Source organism: Streptomyces sp. NPDC002643 (assembly GCF_053592555.1).
Genome location: NZ_JBSFVY010000008.1, coordinates 222,810 through 240,417, shown reverse-complemented (window position 1 = coordinate 240,417; position 17,608 = coordinate 222,810). Strand labels below are relative to the sequence as shown.

The window sequence follows — 17,608 nt, the reverse complement described above, 5'->3', positions numbered from 1 at the left end:
CAATGAACCGGACGATATTCGTACTCGGGGACTCCGTCCCCGCCCCGCGCACCGACGACGAAGCGCCCATGGCGGGCTGGGGCCAGAAGATCGAGGAGCTGCTGGTCGGCCCCGTCGAGGTCGCCAACTACGCCCGCAGCGCCATGACCACCCGCAAGTACTTCACCGAGCGCTTCCCGGCGATGCTCAACCGGATGAAGCGCGGTGACATCGTCCTCATCGGCTTCGGCTGCGTGGACCACATGATCCACAACGGCACGCGGTACGTACCCATCCCCGAGTACAAGGAACTCCTCCGCCTCTTCGTCGCCCACGTCCACCAGGAGGGCGGCGTACCCGTCCTGGTCACCCCCATGGCCCGGTACGCCTTCGCCGCCACCGGCGAGGTCCTCAACACCATCGGCGACTACCCGCGCGCCATGACCGAGGTCGCGGGCGAACTCGGCGCCCCACTGGTCGACCTGACCAGCCGTACGACGGAACTGTGGGCCGAGATCGGCCCGATGCGCCTGCGCCAGTACTTCTGCTGGGTCGACGCGGGCGAGCACCCCCTCCACCCCGACGGCAGCATCGACTCCACCCATCTCAGCCACACCGGCGCCTTCGAGGTGGCCCGTATCGTGGTCGCCGGGCTGTGCCACCTGGGGGTGCTGGACAAGTCCGAGGTGAACGTCCAGGCGCTGATGGAACCGCCGACGATGCCCGCGATCTCGGGCGAGTTCACCATCCAGGCCCCGGAGTCGGCGCTGCACTACGCCCAGCGCAGTGGCGAGGCCCCCGTCGTCTCCAAGCCGGCCATGGGCGGGCTCTCCGGCCCGATGGTGAAGTTCACCGGCGCCGCCGCGCCCGGCACGGACTACCTGCTGTTCTTCGAGAACGGCCAGTACCTCGGCGGCACTGCCATCGGCAGCACCGGCCAGTGGATCTGGCGCCGCTCGGTGAACTGGACCGGCGGCGACCATGTCGTCCATGTCGTGGGCCTGCGCGCCGACGGCTGCACACCCGTGCTGGAACAGCGCTTCACCGTCCAGACCGAGGTCCCGGCCCCGCTGATCACCGCACCCGCCGAGGGCGCCTTCGCCGGTCCGCGCCCCCGTTTCGCCGGCAAGGTGGCGCGAGGGGTCACCAAGGTCGTCCTCCTCGAACGCGGCATCCTCATCGGCGCCACCGGCGTCAACGACAACGGGGAGTGGTCCTTCACCCACGCCCACCCCTGGCGCCCCGGCACCCACACCATCGAGGCCGTCGCCCTCTTCGGCGCCACCGAGTCCCCGGCGACCCCGCTGACGTTCAAGGTGGTCGGCATCCCGGAGAACAGCCCGATCAGGATGCTCGGCGCCTCCCGCCACGAGTGCGGCGACGCGGTCTGCGAGCACCGGCCGTTCGCGGGTGACTGGTAGGCGCCGGGGAGCACTTCCGGGCGGCGCCGCGGCGATCGTGCTGACGGTGTTGCTGGGAGTGCTCCTCGGGGTGGCACTGGTGCTGGTCGCACTGCCGGACGAGGGCCGGGGAGGCGTGGAAAGCATAGTGGAGCCGCGCGACCGTGAACTCCGCGTCGTCCACTACAACCTGTGCGGCGCGGCGGCCGCGTGCCCGTGGAACGCCGGTGGTTCGGGCCCGGGCACCTCGATCGCCCGTCTCGTGGAGGAGGCGTCGCGCTTCGAGGCGGACATCGTCACCGTCAACGAGATCTGTCTGACCCAGTACGCCGAACTCAAGCGGCAACTCGCCGAGGCCGACTGGCGGATGGACGGCACCTACGCCTCCTCCCAGGACAATGTCCCGGCCTGCGGCGGCGGCAATAGCACCACCGGCCGCTTCGGCTCCGCCGTGCTCAGCCGGGAGAACGTCCCCGACGACCGGCAGACGTACCTCCGCTTCACGGACACGGCGGGGGAGACCTACACCAACGGCGGCCGCACGGTCGAGGTCCACCGGGGACTGCTGTGCGCCGACACCCGGTTCGAGGACCGCCCCCTCATCGCGTGCACGGCCCACACCAATGCGAAGGCCCCCGGCCAACTGCGCGAGATCCGGGCCTGGTTGGCGGACACCAACCGCTTCCCGTACGACACCCCGATGATCGTCGCCGGAGACCTGAACCTGCCCCCGACCGCCCTCGCGCTCGCCCACCTCACCGAGGGTTTCGTGGAGGCCGACGAAGCCGACCAGGAACCCACCGCCGACGGCCGGAAGATCGACTACATCTTCGCCGACCGACACCACTTCACGGCCGAGGATGGAGACGCGGCTATGCACCCCGAGTCCGACCACGCGCTGCTGACGGGGCGGTTCACCCTCAACCAGGTCGCACCGTACGCATGAGAAGAGGGCCCCGCCCGAAAGCGAAGGCCCTCCTCACGGCCGCAAGGCCATCAGGCCGTACACCTGTACGACTGTCACGCCGGAACCGAAGCCACCCCGGGCTCCAGGAACTTCTTGCCGTTGACGCGCTCGGAAACGCCCTCGCGGTCCAGGTACGGCGTGATGCCGCCCAGGTGGAAGGGCCAGCCGGCGCCGGTGATCAGGCAGAGGTCGATGTCCTGGGCCTCGGCGACGACACCCTCGTCGAGCATCAGCCCGATCTCCTGGGCGACGGCGTCGAGGACGCGGGCGCGGACCTGCTCGCCGTCCAGGACGGAGTCGCCCTGCTTCAGCAGCGCGGCGACCTCGGGGTCCAGCTCCGGCTTCCCGCTGTCGTAGACGTAGAAGCCGCGCTTGCCGGCCTCGACCACCGCCTTGAGGTTGGGGGAGACCTTGAAGCGGTCCGGGAAGGCGCGGTTGAGGGTCTCGGAGACATGCAGACCGATGGCCGGGCCGACCAGCTCCAGCAGGACCAGCGGCGACATCGGCAGACCCAGCGGCTCGACCGCCTCCTCCGCCACGTCGACCGGGGTGCCCTCGTCGATGACGTTCTGGATCTCGCCCATGAAGCGGGTGAGGATGCGGTTCACGACGAACGCCGGGGCGTCCTTCACCAGAACCGCGGTCTTCTTCAGCTTCTTGGCGACGGCGAAGGCCGTGGCCAGCGAGGCGTCGTCCGTCGCCTCGCCCCGGACGATCTCAAGGAGCGGCAGGATCGCGACCGGGTTGAAGAAGTGGAAGCCCACGACCCGCTCGGGGTTCTTCAGCTTCGACGCCATCTCGGTGACCGAGAGGGACGAGGTGTTGGTGGCGAGGATCGCGTGCGCCGGGGCGACCGCCTCGACCTCCGCGAACACCTGCTGCTTGACGCCGATCTCCTCGAACACGGCTTCGATGACGAAGTCCGCGTCGGCGAAGCCCTCGGCCTTGTCCAGCACACCGGTGACCAGGGCCTTCAGACGGTTGGCCTTGTCCTGGTTGATCCGGCCCTTGAGCAGCAGCTTGTCGATCTCGGCGTGGACATAGCCCACACCCTTGTCGACGCGCTCCTGGTCGATGTCGGTCAGCACGACCGGCACTTCGAGGCGGCGCAGGAACAGCAGCGCGAGCTGCGAGGCCATGAGGCCCGCGCCCACGACCCCCACCTTGGTGACCGGACGGGCCAGCGACTTGTCCGGCGCACCGGCCGGGCGCTTGCCGCGCTTCTGCACCAGGTTGAACGCGTAGATACCGGCGCGCAGTTCGCCACCCATGATCAGGTCGGCGAGGGCGACGTCCTCGGCGTCGTAGCCCTGCTGGAGGTCGCCGTTCTTCGCGGCGGCGATGATGTCCAGCGCCCGGTACGCGGCCGGGGCCGCCCCTTGCACCTTGCCGTCCGCGATGAACCGGCCCTTGGCGACGGCCTGGTCCCAGCCCTCACCGCGGTCGATGACGGGCCGCTCGACCTCGACGTCACCCTTGACGACCTGGGCCGTCCAGATGAGCGACTGCTCCAGGAAGTCGGCGCCCTCGAAGATCGCGTCGGCGATACCGAGGTCGTAGACCTGCTGGCCCTTGAGCTGCTTGTTCTGGTTGAGGCTGTTCTCGACGATGACCTGGACGGCCTTGTCGGCGCCGATCAGGTTCGGCAGGATCGTGCAGCCGCCCCAGCCGGGGACCAGCCCGAGGAACACCTCGGGGAGGGAGAAGGCGGGCAGCGCCTTGCTGACGGTCCGGTACTCGCAGTGCAGCCCGACCTCGACACCGCCGCCCATCGCGGCACCGTTGTAGTACGCGAAGGTCGGGACGTTGAGCCCGCCGAGGCGCTTGAAGACCTCGTGGCCGCCCTTGCCGATGGCGAGCGCGTGGTCGTACTCCTTGAGGATCTCCACGCCCTTGAGGTCGGCGCCGACCGCGAAGATGAACGGCTTGCCGGTGATGCCGACACCGACGATCTCGCCGGCCGCGGCCTCCTTCTCGACCTGGTCGAGGGCGGTGTTGAGGTTCGCCAGCGAGGCCGGGCCGAAGGTGGTCGGCTTGGTGTGGTCGAAGCCGTTGTCGAGGGTGATCAGCGCGAAACGGCCCGCGCCGAACGGCAGGTCGAGGTGGCGTACGTGCGCGCTCGTCACGACCTCGTCCGGGAACAGCTCCGAGGCCTGCTTCAGAAGCTCGGTGGTGGTGCTCACTTGTCCCCCTCGAAGTGCGGGTTCTCCCAGATGACGGTCGCGCCCATGCCGAAGCCGACGCACATGGTCGTCAGGCCGTAGCGGACGTTCGGCTGCTCCTCGAACTGGCGGGCCAACTGCGTCATCAGACGCACACCGGAGGAGGCCAGCGGGTGACCGAAGGCGATGGCGCCGCCGTACTGGTTGACGCGGGCGTCGTCGTCGGCGATGCCGTAGTGCTCCAGGAAGGCGAGCACCTGGACGGCGAAGGCCTCGTTGATCTCGAACAGGCCGATGTCGTCGATGGACAGCCCCGCCTGGGCGAGCGCCTTCTCGGTGGCCGGGATCGGACCGTAGCCCATGACCTCCGGCTCGACACCCGCGAAGGAGTACGCGACGAGGCGCATCTTCACCGGGAGGTCGTTCGCGCGGGCGAAGTCCTCGGAGGCGATGATCGAGGCGGTGGCGCCGTCGTTGAGCCCGGCCGCGTTACCGGCGGTGACCCGCCCGTGCACACGGAACGGAGTCTTCAGCCCGGCGAGGTTCTCGATGGTCGTACCCGGACGCATCGGCTCATCGGCGGTGACGAGCCCCCAACCGGTCTCCCCGCCCTCAGGGTTGGTCCGCCGAACAGAGATCGGCACCAGGTCCTGCTGGATCTTGCCGTTGGCGTACGCCTTGGCGGCCTTCTCCTGCGAGCGCACGGCGTACTCGTCGGCGCGCTGCTTGGTGATCGTCGGGTAGCGGTCGTGCAGGTTCTCGGCGGTCATGCCCATGAAAAGGGCCGACTCGTCGACCAGCTTCTCGCTGACGAACCGGGGGTTCGGGTCCACGCCCTCGCCCATCGGGTGGCGGCCCATGTGCTCCACACCACCGGCGATGGCCACGTCGTACGCGCCGAACGCGACGGAACCGGCGACCGTGGTGACGGCGGTCAGGGCGCCGGCACACATACGGTCGATCGAGTAGCCCGGCACCGACTGCGGCAGACCGGCGAGGATGCCGGCCGTACGGCCGATGGTGAGCCCCTGGTCGCCGATCTGTGTGGTCGCGGCGACGGCGACCTCGTCGATCTTGGCCGGCTCCAGACCGGGGTTGCGGCGCAGCAGCTCCCGGATCGCCTTCACGACGAGGTCGTCGGCGCGGGTCTCGTGGTAGATGCCCTTCGGGCCCGCCTTGCCGAACGGGGTACGGACGCCGTCGACGAAGACGACGTCCCTGACGGTACGAGGCACGATGGCTCTCCTCCAGAGGTGCGGGACGCTGAGCGCTTGCTCATCCCCATGCTACTTACGAGTAACAGCGCTGCACACCCCTGAGGGATGGAGCGGCGAACGTCACACGACACCCCCATGTTACCGCCGGTTACATGAATCGGCCCAGGGCACGAGGGCAGCGTTGAGCAGCGGCTTCGCCGAGTTGTTTTCAGAAGGGGGCGAGTTGGGCTGATCAGTAGCTCCGCCGCGTTCTCGTAGACGCCGAGGACGGCAGCACCGCCCCATTTAGGGGCGCGGGGAACTGCGCGACCAGCCACAACTCACCCGCACTCGCCACAATTTCAAAACCCCCTACGGCGACAAGGCGCCCTAAACACCCTTCACCTTGGCGGCGGCAGCCAACGCCCCTACCAACACCGGCGTAACCAACTCCACCTGCCAAGCCCGAGCCCCATGCCCAGCCAGCGCAGCGCCCACGCTCTCGGCATCAACCCCTTGCGGCGGCTCCCAGCAAATACGCCGCACCGTATCCGGCGTGATCACGTTCTCCTGAGGCATGTTCACCTGCTCGGCGAGCGCCGACACCGCGGCCCGCGCGGCCGACAGCCGCGCCGCGGCGGCGGGGTCCTTGTCGGCCCATGCCTTCGGCGGCGGCGGCCCGGTCACCGGCTGCCCATGCGCGGGAAGGGCCGCGTCCGGCAGCGCCTTGGCCCGCTCCACGGCGGCCTGCCACTGCTCCAGCTGCCGCCGCCCCATCCGATGCCCGTACCCGTTCAACGCGGCCAGCGCGTGCACATTGCCCGGCAGAGCGAGCGCCGCCTCGACGATCGCCGCGTCGCTGAGCACCTTGCCCGGCGACACATCCCGCCGCTGGGCGATCCGGTCGCGGGCCTCCCACAGCTCCTTCACGACCGCCATCTGCCGGCGCCGGCGCACCTTGTGCATCCCGGACGTACGACGCCACGGGTCCTTGCGCGGCTCGGCCGGCGGCGCGGCAGCGATCGCCTCGAACTCCTGCAGCGCCCACTCCAGCTTCCCCTGCCGGTCCAGCTCCTTCTCCAGCGCGTCCCGCAGATCGACGAGAAGCTCCACGTCGAGCGCGGCATAGCGCAACCACGGCTCGGGCAGCGGCCGGGTGGACCAGTCGACGGCGGAGTGCCCCTTCTCCAGGACGTAGCCGAGGACGCTCTCGACCATCGCGCCGAGCCCGACACGGGGAAACCCGGCGAGGCGCCCGGCCAGTTCGGTGTCGAAGATGCGGGTGGGGACCATGTCTATCTCGCGCAGACAGGGCAGATCCTGGGTGGCCGCGTGGAGGACCCACTCCACCCCCGACAGCGCCTCGCCGAGCCCGGAGAGATCGGGGCAGGCGATGGGGTCGACGAGCGCGGTGCCCGCGCCCGCACGACGCAACTGGACGAGATAGGCGCGCTGACCGTAGCGGTACCCGGACGCCCGCTCGGCGTCGACGGCGACGGGGCCGGAGCCGGCCGCGAACGCGGCGACCACCCGGGCGAGCGACTCCTCGTCGGCGATCACCGCCGGGATGCCGTCCCGTGGCTCCAGCAGAGGGATCGGCGCCCCCGCTTCAGAAGATCCGCCATCGTCCGGAGGGGCGCCTCCGGTGGTTCGCAGTGGGCTGTCTGCTGCGGTCTCTTGGGCGTCGGTCACCTGTCAAGGGTATCCGTGTATGGACATGGCCCGCCGACGGAACGTTCCGCCGACGGGCCTTCGAGGGTCGTAAACCAGACACGTATCACACGTGTCAGTGAAACTTTCCGACGAACCGGGAGGGGCCGGGCACCGACGGGCGATCCCGGCCCCTCCCGCTTCGCTCACCGCGCCCCGTCCGCCGGGGACGCGCGGTGTTCCATGCCTAGTGGATGATCCCGGTGCGCAGGGCCACCGCCACCATCCCGGCGCGGTCGCCCGTGCCGAGCTTGCGGGCGATCCGGGCGAGGTGGCTCTTGACGGTGAGGGCGGACAGGCCCATGGAGACGCCGATCGCCTTGTTCGACTGGCCCTCCGCGACCAGTCGCAGCACCTCGACCTCACGGCCCGACAGCTCCCGGTAGCCGCCCGGGTGGCTCGGGGCACCCGGGGGGCGGCGGTGCATACGGGCGGCACCGATGGGCGCGGCGCCGGGACGGGTGGGCAGTCCGATGTTGGTGCGCGTACCGGTGACGACGTATCCCTTGACGCCGCCCGCGAGGGCGTTGCGTACGGCGCCGATGTCGTCGGCGGCGGAGAGGGCGAGGCCGTTGGGCCAGCCCGCCGCGCGGGTCTCGGAGAGGAGGGTCAGGCCGGAGCCGTCCGGCAGATGGACATCGGCGACGCAGATGTCACGGGGGTTGCCGACGCGGGGACGGGCCTCGGCGATGGACGAGGCCTCGATGACATCGCGGACCCCGAGGGCCCACAGATGGCGTGTGACGGTCGACCGGACACGGGGGTCGGCCACAACAACCATCGCGGTCGGCTTGTTCGGACGGTAGGCGACCAGGCTTGCGGGCTGCTCGAGGAGAACGGACACCAGGCCTCCTGGGTGCGGGACGGGGGCCGGCTCGCTGGGCTCGTGGGGTTGAAGCCGGGACGAACCGTGCTTTCAAGGTCACAGAGGTCTTCGGCACCAAACCCATGCTCCTTTAGAGAATGATCACGATTTGGTGAGTAACAATACGTGCAATTCGGACACATCTTCGATCATCCAAAGATCGAACGGTGTCGCAGCATGTCGATACGCGGCCGAAAGTGGCCGTATCGACAAAGTGATGGTTTCGATCGGCGTGGCGTCCCCACCGAGGATCAAGGTGACGTCAACACGAAGAAGGACCGCTCGCCGGGCGGCGAACGGTCCTTCGGTCGGCCAGGTCGATCAGCGGGACTGCGGCCCCCGCCGCTGCGGCAGTGTGACGACCGCGGCGTCCCCGGGGTCCGCGGTGGGCGGCAACCCGGCCACCTGCGCGAGCAGATCGCACCACGACGCCAGATGCGCCGCCGTGTCCGGCACCCCGCCCAGCATCTCCCTCGGCGTCCAGGACGCGCGGATCTCGATCTGCGAGACGGCCGGCCGGTTCGCCAGCCCCCCGAAGTAGTGCGAGCCCGCCCGTGTCACCGTCCCGCTCGCCTCGCCGTACGACAGCCCACGGGACTGCAGCGCCCCGGTCAGCCAGGACCAGCACACCTCCGGCAGCAGGGGGTCCGCCGCCATCTCGGGCTCCAACTCCGCCCGGACCAGCGTCACCAGCCGGAAGGCCCCCTGCCAGGCGTCGTGTCCGGCGGGGTCGTGCAGCAGGACGAGACGGCCGTCGGCCAGATCCTCGTCGCCCTCGACCACGGCCGCCTCCAACGCGTACGCGTACGGGGCGAGCCGCTGCGGCGGTCGTACCTGCTCGATCTCGATCTCCGGCCGCAGCCGCGAGGCCCTCAGCGCGTCGACGGCGGTGCGGAACGGCAACGGCGCCGTCTCCACCGCATCGCGCTCCCCCTCCTTCGCGTCGTCCATTCCGCCAGCGCCGTCCGACAGTCGTCCCTGAGCCGCAGCCATGCCGGAACATTAAGGGGAACCGGGCCTCGGCGCAGGGCAAGACACCCGTGCGCTGGGTCACTGTCGCATCGCGCTCAGCGAACGCGGGCCCCGTCGGTGACCCTCGGCGGTGGCCGGAAACATATGGTTTCCGGTTGTCCACAGCCCCGGCCGAGACGGTCAGCCGACCGTGCGAGACTTTGCCCTGTGAGTGCCAACGCCAGCCCCTCGGGCCACCAGCTGACCGCCACGTACAACTCCGCCTTCCTGAAGGCGTGTCGGCGGGAACCCGTGCCGCACACCCCGGTGTGGTTCATGCGGCAGGCCGGGCGTTCGCTGCCGGAGTACCTCAAGGTGCGCGAGGGCATCCCCATGCTGGAGTCGTGCATGCGGCCCGAGCTGGTCACGGAGATCACCCTCCAGCCGATCCGTCGGCACCACGTGGACGCGGCGATCTACTTCAGCGACATCGTCGTCCCCCTCAAGGCCATCGGCATCGACCTCGACATCAAGCCCGGCGTCGGCCCGGTCGTCGAGCACCCCATCCGCACCCGCGCCGACCTCGCCCAGCTCCGCGATCTGACCCCGGACGACGTCTCGTACGTCACCGAGGCGATCAAGCTGCTCACCGCCGAACTCGGCGCGACCCCGCTCATCGGCTTCGCCGGGGCCCCCTTCACCCTCGCCAGCTATCTCGTCGAGGGCGGCCCGTCGCGGACGTACGAGAACGCCAAGGCGATGATGTACGGCGACCCCGAGCTGTGGGCCGAGCTGCTGGACCGGCTCGCGGAGATCACCGCAGCCTTCCTCAAGGTGCAGATCGAGGCGGGCGCCAGTGCCATCCAGCTGTTCGACTCCTGGGCCGGCGCCCTCTCCCCTGCGGACTACCGCCGCTCGGTGCTCCCCGCCTCCGCGAAGGTCTTCCGGGCGGTGGAGTCGTACGGGGTCCCGCGCATCCACTTCGGTGTCGGCACCGGTGAGTTGCTGGGCCTGATGGGCGAGGCCGGCGCGGATGTCGTGGGCGTCGACTGGCGTGTCCCCCTCGACGAGGCCGCCCGCCGCGTCGGCCCCGGCAAGGCGCTCCAGGGCAACCTCGACCCGACCGTCCTGTTCGCCGGCACCGAGGCCGTCGAGGCCAAGACCCGTGAGGTCCTCGACTCGGCCGCCGGCCTTGAGGGCCATGTCTTCAACCTCGGCCACGGCGTCATGCCCAGCACCGACCCGGACGCCCTGACCCGGCTCGTGGAGTACGTCCACACACAGACCGCGCGCTGAGTTCCGGCAGATCCGTCCTCGTTTCTCTTCCGGCCGCGGACCCTGAACCGCACGAGGTGGCGTACCTATATTTGGCGGGTCAGGAGACCCGGGAGGTGCCGAATGCGTTACCTGCACTGATTGAGGGACAGCGACAGGTCGCGACAGAGCCACAGAGACCGGCAGATCGCGACAGAGCCACGGAGATCGACAGAGCCACAGAGATCGACAGGGGAGTCGGCCACGTAGCCGACTCCCCTGTCCTGTCGCCCGGGTGCGGTGAGCCGTACCCGGGCTCACAGTTCGGGTAACGGCCGACGCGGCCAGTCCAGTATCCGCGCCCCGCGCAGAGCCGCCTCCAGGGCGAACCGCTGCTCCGGCACGTTGATGTCGTGCTGCGTCAGGTTCTTGATCTTGACCAGTCGGTAGGTGACGGCCCGCACGCTGAGGTGGAGGGCCCGTGCCGCCCGGGTGATCATGCCGCCCGCGGTGAAATACGCCTCCAGCGTGTCCAGCATCGGCCCCGGGCCGTGGTGGGCCTCGGTGAGCGGGACGAGGACCGTGCGGATCAGTTCCGCCATCGCCATCCGGTCGCGGTGGAGCACCCGATGGATGAGCAGCCCGGAGTCACGGGGACCGAGGGAGTCGATGCCGGTGCGCCGGGCGACATCGAGTGCTTCGAGGGCCTCTTCACAGGAGAGCCGGATGCCGTGTACGCCGGGTCTCGGCCGACCGATCCCGATCCGCCAGGGCGCGTGCGGCCATGGTCGCTGCCGCATCGTCTCGGCCACCGCGTCGCGTACGGCCCCGGTGCTCGGCGCGGACTCCGGTGACTCCACCGTCATCAGCGCCAGCACGCCGTCCGCGTACCGTCCCGCCAGGCAGCCGTCGGCGGTGAACCGTGTGCGCAGCGCGTGCTCCAGGCGCAGGACGACGTGGTCCGCCGCGTCGGACGGTCCGTCGGCGGCAAGGGCGATCACCAGGTTGCAGCCCCCGAGCTGAAGCCCCAACTGCCCCCCTCGCGCGAGCAGATCGGGCAGACCGACACGGTCGGCGAACAGTTCATGGAGGAATCGGTCGCGTTGCCGGACGTCCTCTGCCGCCGCCGCCCAGGCGGCCTGCCCATGACCGGCCAGGATCGCCGAGAGCGCGGCTTCGGACGCCGCTCGGATGAGATCGCCGTCGGCGGCCCCCGGTTCCCTGGGCGGGACGGCAGGGTCGCCGCGCTCTTTTCCGGGTGCGAGCAGACCGGCCCAGATGCGATTGCTCTCGGCATTGCATCGGGCGACGATCCGGTGCAGTGGAATTGCCTGGCCGGCAGCCTCCAACGCCATGGAATGGCAGACTTTCAGCTCGACCCGGGACGGCCCTTCGTCCCGGAACGCCGCCTCGAACACAATGCCCGCGTAGTGCTCGACGAGTTGACTCAGTACATCGTTCTGCTTCAACTGACCCACCTTGCACTCCTTGTACTCCTCGGAGTCCGGTTGCTCTTTCGTGAGTACCTTCTGCGGTGTGGGTCGGGTGACCTCGTGTGCCGGTGTCCGGCACACGGCGGTGAAATCCTCCATCGAATGGGGTTAAGAGTGGTGCTGGAGGTGGTGTGCCGTGAGCGGTCTTGAATTCAACTCGCGGGTACGGAATTCGGCGCCCTGGTCGATGGCCGACCCGACCGGAATCGACAGATCCCGTTGCTTGAGGCTGGACCGCAACGAAAGCAGTCGGCCGGTCTCCGGCACCGTGGCCGCCGCCCTTTCCGCCCATGTTTCCGGTGCGGGCTTCCATCGCTACCCGACGGATGAGCGGTTGACGGCCAGGATCGCCGAGCACTGCAAGGTGCCCACCGAGTGCGTACTGCCGACGAACGGTTCCGACCAGGCGATCGACATCACGCTTCGCACATTCCTGTCCGCTGGGAAGAGAATGCTGGTGGCGACACCCGAGTTCATCCCCTTCCGGCGGGTCGCCGGGCTGCTGGGCGCCCAGGTGGACGGGGTCCCCCACGCGCCGGACCTGTCCTTTCCGTACGCGGAGTTCCGAGCCGCCGCCCGCCGTGATCCGGATCTGATCGTCTTCGTCAATCCGAACAACCCGACCGGGACCTTGGTGGACACCCTGTTCATCCAGGAGATCCTCGCCGCGTACCCCGACACACCGGTGGTCGTCGACGAGGCCTACTACGAGTTCACGGGTTTGACGGTGGCCCCATGGGTGGAGTCGCACCCCAACCTGATCGTTTTCCGCACCTTCTCCAAGGCGTTCGCCATGGCCGGACTGCGGCTGGGCTACCTCGTCGCCGACCCGGGAGTCCTTGAGCAGATCCGCAAACTGCGCAATCCGTTCGATGTCAACGCGCTGGCGATCGTCGCGGGTGAGGCCCAGTTGGAGGCCATGGACGAAGTGCGCGAGCACACCGAGGAGATCATGTCGGACACCAAGCCGATGGTTCTGGAATTCCTCGAAGAGATCGGTGTCCCGGTTGTCGCCGGAGCCGCCAACTTTGTGCTGGTGCGGCCCGACGACTGCGCGCGAACGGTCCGGATGCTACGCGAGTCCCAGGTCCTGGTTCAGCCCCTGCACGGCCCCTTGGTCCAGGGGATGTTCCGGCTGACGGTGGGCACCCGACCGGAAATGCGGGAATTCACCAGAATATTCGCGGAAGTTCACCGTGAAACACGGGTTACGGCCGTGGCACCAGATGGAACATAAAGCTGGACGCGGGAGTCTCGATGAGATGACGTTCGGCGCAGCGCCAGCCCGACTCCTCGAATACGTCGTTCCATTCGTCGAGGGTGGGTAGATAGACCCCCATCGCCGCATGAGCCGTCTCAAAACCGAGACTGAAGATCGGCATCTCCTGGTCGGCGAACGCGGTGGTACGCGCGGTGTCCGCGAGGAGGAAGTGCCGCACATCGGGAAACACTTCGCGGATACGCCGGAACGACCTGACGCATTCATCCCGGGGCCAGAAGTCATGGCCCATCATGAACGAGGTCACCAGATCGACTCCGGTGAATTCCGCCCGTTCGTCCAGCACGGTCGCATCGGACCGGGTCAGAGTGATCCGGTCCGTCAGTCCGGCCTTGTCCACTTCGCCCTGGGCGAGTTCGAGGACCTGAGCCGAATGGTCGATACCCACACCGCGCACACCCGGCCGCTCCCGGGCGATCTCGATCAGGCGCTCACCACTGCCGCACCCCAGGTCCGCGATCGCGGAGAACTCCAGCGAGGCGATCACCGGCTTGAACGCCGGATCGAAGAAGACCTTGTTGTTCTGCCGGCAGGCGATGCCGATGGCGGCGGCGTCACGCCGGTAGAAGTCCCCGGAGCGGTTCTCCGTGCGGAGCAGCCGAGGAAGGTTGCCGAAGACCTCGCCGTATCCGCGGGTGAGCCAGTAGAAGAACCCCTTGGTCCGGTCGGCCTCGGCGAAGGTGGGACCCGGCGTCACCCGATCGCCTTCACGGCACACCACATCGGCGCTGGAGAGCGCCGTGCAGACCGCTCGCGTGGCGCCCACGTCAAGGGCGTGCTTGGCGGCGAACTCGGCGATGTCCAACCGTCCGACGCTTCGAAGCTCGTCGAACACGCCCACTTCCCAGGCGGCACTGATCGCGGCGGCGGCGATCGCCGAATTGAAGATCCGGGCACATGCCCTCTCGGGGTCGAGAGCCGCCCGGTCCGCCGTCGACAGCCGGTTCGTCTGCTGACTCGTCTGCTGACTCGTCTGCTGACTCGTCTGCTGATTCGTCTGCTGATTCGTCTGTTGACTCATCTGCACGTTCATCTGCGGGTTTCTCCTCGTTCGGATCAGCGCACCGTCACCGGCAGGCTGCGGTAGCCGCGCAACGTGGCATGGGGCCGGGGAACCGGGGGGCCGTTGCGGCGGAGCGAGGGCAGGTGGCGCACCACCGCCGACAGCACCGCCGTCGCCTCGGCCCGGCCGATCATGGAACCCAGGCAGGAGTGCGAACCGCGGCCGAAGCCGAGATGCGGATTGGGGTCCCGATCGAGACGGATCACATCCGGGTCGGGGAACTGCTCAGGATCGCGGTCCGCCGCGCCGATGAGCGCCACCACGATCTCGCCGCGGCGGATCGTCGTCCCCCCGATCACGGTGTCCTCGGTACAGGCCCGGCTCAGCGCGTGCACCGGGCCGCCGAAGCGGATCAGCTCCTCGACCGCCGGTCCCATCGGTGCGCCCCGCCGCAGCGCGGCGAACGCGTCCGGCTGGTCCAGCAGCGCGGCGACCGCGTTGGACAGGAACCGGCTCGGCACCTCGAAACCGGCGTGGAAGAAGGCCCGGACCGAGTTCACCAGCACCTCCCTCGGGACCCCGCCCTCGGCCTCGTGCTCCACCAGGTAGGCGATGACACCCTCCTTCGGCGGATTCGCGAGCCAGGACTCCACCAGCGCGTTGAACCGCGACCGCGCCCGGATGCCCGCCGCCTCGGCATCGGGGTCCAGACCGGAGTCCATGCTGCGGTCGAGATCCGCGTTGAGCCGGTGGAACGTCTCGTCCTCCGCCGGTCCCGGCACGTTCAGCAGGGTCGTCATCGCCGTCAGCGTGAACGCGTCGCTGAAGTCCCGCACGAAGTCGAACTCACCCCGCTCGGCCAAGGCCGACAGCTCGGCGACCGCCCGCACCGCGAGTTCGGCGGCGAACCCCTCGACGTCCATGGCGCGCAGCGTGTTGAGGCCGAGATGGCGCAGCGGGGTCTGCTCCGGCGGGTCCAGGGTCTGCAGACTGAGCAGAGTGTCCGGCGTGGGTATCCCCACCCGACGGAAGTCCGCCGCGAACCGCTCCGCGTCACGCAGCACCGTCTGGCAGTCCGCGAACCGGGTCAGCAGCCAGGACCCCAACTGCTCGTGCCAGTACACCGGAGCGTGCTCACGGAGCCGGCGGTAACCGGGATACGGGTCGGCGATCATGTCGCTGGAGAGCGGATCGAAGAGGTCGTCCCCCGCCGGCCGCTCGGTTACCGCCTCAGCGGAAAGGTCAGGCATGAGGAGTCCTCCCTGAGGAACATCGGCGGCGTATGGATCACAGGCTAGAAAACGCCGACCCCTGCGGGGAGTTGCCGGTGCTGGACGAGGGGAGCCACGGGGTTTGCCGCTCACCGGCAAACCCGGGGAGCGTCGCCCCACGCCATCGCCGCGCCCGGCCCGCCCGCCGCATACGTCACGTAGAGGGTGTGAACGCTCGCGCACGGTCGTGCGTATGACTTCTCAACCGCGGATCTACGTGAGGAACAGGCGATGAACGACCGAGTCACTCCTTCGATGCACGCCACTCCGGACGGTGAGGCGGAGATCGCCCTGGTGGTGCGGCTGCCCTGGGAAGACGTCGCCGCGCTCGGCCAGGAGGCCGGGCGGCTCGCCGCGCGTATGCAGCGGCCGGTGACGCTGGACGAGGCCGTCAGCCATCGGTTGCGGTCGGTTCGGGCGGCGGCCGCGCATGCGAAGCCGCAGACGGGGGCGGCGCCCGCCGTCACGTCCTCGGCGTCCGTGTCGTCTCTGCCGCCGAGGCCTCCGGCCGATCAGGCTATGCAGGCGATTGATCGGATCAGTGGGAACACTTCGGCTGTTTGAGGGTGGGGGGTTGACGGGGGTTCGCCGTAGGGGTGCTGTGTGTTGCCGGGTGCCGCTTCGTTGTGGCTGGTCGCGCAGTTCCCCGCGCCCCTGGGGAGTCAAGGTGCGCCCCGCCATCAGTTGCCCGATCTCACCGCCGCCACCGCCTTTCTCGCCGCTGCCAGGATCGGGTCCCATACCGGGGAGAAAGGTGGGGCGTAGCCCAAGTCCAAAGTCGTCATCTGTTCGACCGTCATGCCGGCCGTCAACGCCACCGCCGCGATGTCGACGCGTTTGCCCGCGCCCTCCTTGCCCACGATCTGGGCCCCCAGCAGACGGCCCGTGCGGCGTTCGGCGAGCAGTTTGACCGTCATCGGGGCCGCGCCCGGGTAGTAGCCCGCCCGGCTTGTCGACTCGATCGTGACCGTCACGTACTGGAGCCCGGCGCGCTGGGCGTCCTTCTCCCGGAGGCCGGTGCGGGCGATCTCCAGGTCGCAGACCTTGCTGACGGCCGTGCCCACGACCCCGGGGAACGTGGCGTAGCCGCCGCCGATGTTGGCGCCGATGATCTGGCCGTGCTTGTTGGCGTGGGTGCCGAGCGGGATGTGGCGTTCGCGGCCGGAGACCAGGTCGAGGACCTCCACGCAGTCGCCGCCCGCCCAGATGTTCTCGTGGCCCCGGACCCGCATCGAGAGGTCGGTCAGGAGACCGTTGTGGTCGCCCAGGGGGAGGCCCGCCGCCTTCGCGAGTGTGGTCTCGGGGCGTACGCCGATGCCCAGGACCACCACGTCCGCCGGGTACTCGGCGTCCTCCGTGACGACCGCGCGGACCCGGCCGTCGTCGCCGGTGCGGAAGGCGGTGACCTCGGCGTCGTTCACCATGGTGATGCCGAGGCCCTCCATGGCCTTGTGCACCAGGCGGCCCATGTCCGGGTCGAGAGTGGACATGGGCTCGCTGCCCCGGTTGACGACCGTGACCTCGTAGCCACGGTTGATCAGCGCCTCGGCCATCTCCACGCCGATATAGCCCGCGCCCACGACCACCGCCCGGCGGCCCTCGGTGGCGTCCAGCGTTTCGAGGAGCGCCTGCCCGTCGTCCAGGGTCTGCACGCCGTGCACTCCGGGCGCGTCGACGCCCGGCAGGGGCGGACGGATGGGGTGCGCGCCGGTCGCGATGACGAGGTCGTCGTACGACGTCCAGGACTCGGCGCCGGAAATCGACGTCCCGCGCGCGCACACGCGCACCCTCGACATCGATCTCCACGACCTCCGTACGCATCCGGAGGCCGATCGCACGGGATCGGTGTTCCTCCGGCGAGCGGGCGACGAGGAGGTCCCGGTCGTCGACGTCGCCGCCCACCCAGTACGGGATGCCGCAGGCCGAGTAGGAGGTGAAGTGGCCGCGTTCGAACGCCACGATCTCCAGGTCGTCGGGGCCCCGCAGGCGCCGTGCCTGCGACGCGGCGGACATGCCCGCCGCGTCGCCGCCGATGACGACCAGGCGTTCGGACGTACGTGCGCTACGGCTCATGTTCA

The 17,608-nt window shown here is 69.3% G+C and carries 13 protein-coding genes and 1 pseudogene; 5 read left to right on the top strand and 9 right to left on the bottom strand.

Translation table 11 applies throughout. The features are described 5' to 3' along the window. Positions 1-2 precede the first annotated feature (2 nt). A complete protein-coding gene (locus tag ACWD4G_RS15020) occupies positions 3-1,400 on the top strand; it encodes a GDSL-type esterase/lipase family protein (RefSeq protein ID WP_451293255.1) in 1,398 nt (465 codons plus the stop codon). Further along, positions 1,390-2,325: an endonuclease/exonuclease/phosphatase family protein gene (locus ACWD4G_RS15015; RefSeq protein WP_451293253.1), complete on the top strand. Its 936-nt coding sequence runs from the start codon at positions 1,390-1,392 to the stop codon at positions 2,323-2,325. The genes ACWD4G_RS15020 and ACWD4G_RS15015 overlap by 11 nt, the downstream gene beginning before the upstream one ends. Positions 2,326-2,399: 74 nt before the next feature. Here the strand turns inward: ACWD4G_RS15015 and ACWD4G_RS15010 are convergent, their stop codons facing one another. The 5 genes from ACWD4G_RS15010 to ACWD4G_RS14990 all read right to left on the bottom strand — a co-directional run bounded on the left by ACWD4G_RS15010 (position 2,400) and on the right by ACWD4G_RS14990 (position 9,272). Then, positions 2,400-4,529: a 3-hydroxyacyl-CoA dehydrogenase NAD-binding domain-containing protein gene (locus ACWD4G_RS15010; RefSeq protein WP_451293251.1), complete on the bottom strand. Its 2,130-nt coding sequence runs from the start codon at positions 4,527-4,529 to the stop codon at positions 2,400-2,402. Then, positions 4,526-5,743, bottom strand: a complete 1,218-nt coding sequence (locus tag ACWD4G_RS15005) for a thiolase family protein (protein ID WP_451293249.1) — start codon at positions 5,741-5,743, stop codon at positions 4,526-4,528. Before ACWD4G_RS15005 ends, ACWD4G_RS15010 begins: the two co-directional genes overlap by 4 nt. Positions 5,744-6,094: 351 nt before the next feature. Further along, complete coding sequence (locus tag ACWD4G_RS15000; protein WP_451293247.1) at positions 6,095-7,396, bottom strand: HRDC domain-containing protein; 1,302 nt, start codon at positions 7,394-7,396, stop codon at positions 6,095-6,097. A gap of 205 nt (positions 7,397-7,601) precedes the next feature. Next, positions 7,602-8,258, bottom strand: a complete 657-nt coding sequence (locus tag ACWD4G_RS14995; protein ID WP_451293245.1) for a LuxR C-terminal-related transcriptional regulator — start codon at positions 8,256-8,258, stop codon at positions 7,602-7,604. Between the two features lie 342 nt (positions 8,259-8,600). Then, positions 8,601-9,272, bottom strand: coding sequence for a DUF3000 domain-containing protein (locus ACWD4G_RS14990; RefSeq protein WP_451293243.1), 672 nt, complete (start codon positions 9,270-9,272; stop codon positions 8,601-8,603). A 186-nt stretch (positions 9,273-9,458) separates the two neighbouring features. On the opposite strand from ACWD4G_RS14990, the gene hemE reads away from it, so the two are divergent. Next, on the top strand, positions 9,459-10,526 hold the full coding sequence (gene hemE / locus ACWD4G_RS14985; protein ID WP_451293241.1) for a uroporphyrinogen decarboxylase: 1,068 nt from the start codon (positions 9,459-9,461) through the stop codon (positions 10,524-10,526). Positions 10,527-10,801: 275 nt separating this feature from the next. On the opposite strand, the gene ACWD4G_RS14980 is transcribed toward hemE, so the two are convergent. Then, the gene (locus ACWD4G_RS14980) at positions 10,802-11,962 is read right to left on the bottom strand and encodes a PucR family transcriptional regulator (RefSeq protein WP_451293239.1); all 1,161 of its coding nucleotides are present in this window, start codon (positions 11,960-11,962) and stop codon (positions 10,802-10,804) included. Between the two features lie 151 nt (positions 11,963-12,113). Between ACWD4G_RS14980 and ACWD4G_RS14975 the strand changes: the two genes are divergently transcribed. After that, positions 12,114-13,214 (top strand): pyridoxal phosphate-dependent aminotransferase, encoded by a 1,101-nt coding sequence (locus tag ACWD4G_RS14975; RefSeq protein ID WP_451293237.1) that lies wholly within the window; start codon positions 12,114-12,116, stop codon positions 13,212-13,214. On the opposite strand, the gene ACWD4G_RS14970 is transcribed toward ACWD4G_RS14975, so the two are convergent. Further along, positions 13,186-14,277, bottom strand: coding sequence for a class I SAM-dependent methyltransferase (locus ACWD4G_RS14970; protein ID WP_451293235.1), 1,092 nt, complete (start codon positions 14,275-14,277; stop codon positions 13,186-13,188). The genes ACWD4G_RS14975 and ACWD4G_RS14970 overlap by 29 nt on opposite strands. A gap of 35 nt (positions 14,278-14,312) precedes the next feature. Continuing rightward, complete coding sequence (locus ACWD4G_RS14965) at positions 14,313-15,509, bottom strand: cytochrome P450 (RefSeq protein ID WP_451293233.1); 1,197 nt, start codon at positions 15,507-15,509, stop codon at positions 14,313-14,315. A 252-nt stretch (positions 15,510-15,761) separates the two neighbouring features. Here ACWD4G_RS14965 and ACWD4G_RS14960 point away from each other — a divergent pair, with 252 nt between their 5' ends. Next, on the top strand, positions 15,762-16,094 hold the full coding sequence (locus ACWD4G_RS14960; protein ID WP_451293231.1) for a hypothetical protein: 333 nt from the start codon (positions 15,762-15,764) through the stop codon (positions 16,092-16,094). 116 nt (positions 16,095-16,210) lie between these two features. Here the strand turns inward: ACWD4G_RS14960 and ACWD4G_RS14955 are convergent. Next, positions 16,211-17,603 (bottom strand): annotated as a pseudogene (locus ACWD4G_RS14955) (FAD-dependent oxidoreductase). Positions 17,604-17,608: the final 5 nt, after the last annotated feature.

Coding starts and splice junctions, on each gene's coding strand:
- ACWD4G_RS14970 (WP_451293235.1), bottom strand. CDS start 14,277: ATGAGTCAACAGACGAATCAGCAGACGAATCAGCAGACGAGTCAGCAG.
- ACWD4G_RS15020 (WP_451293255.1), top strand. CDS start 3: ATGAACCGGACGATATTCGTACTCGGGGACTCCGTCCCCGCCCCGCGC.
- ACWD4G_RS14990 (WP_451293243.1), bottom strand. CDS start 9,272: ATGGCTGCGGCTCAGGGACGACTGTCGGACGGCGCTGGCGGAATGGAC.
- ACWD4G_RS14965 (WP_451293233.1), bottom strand. CDS start 15,509: ATGCCTGACCTTTCCGCTGAGGCGGTAACCGAGCGGCCGGCGGGGGAC.
- ACWD4G_RS14960 (WP_451293231.1), top strand. CDS start 15,762: ATGAACGACCGAGTCACTCCTTCGATGCACGCCACTCCGGACGGTGAG.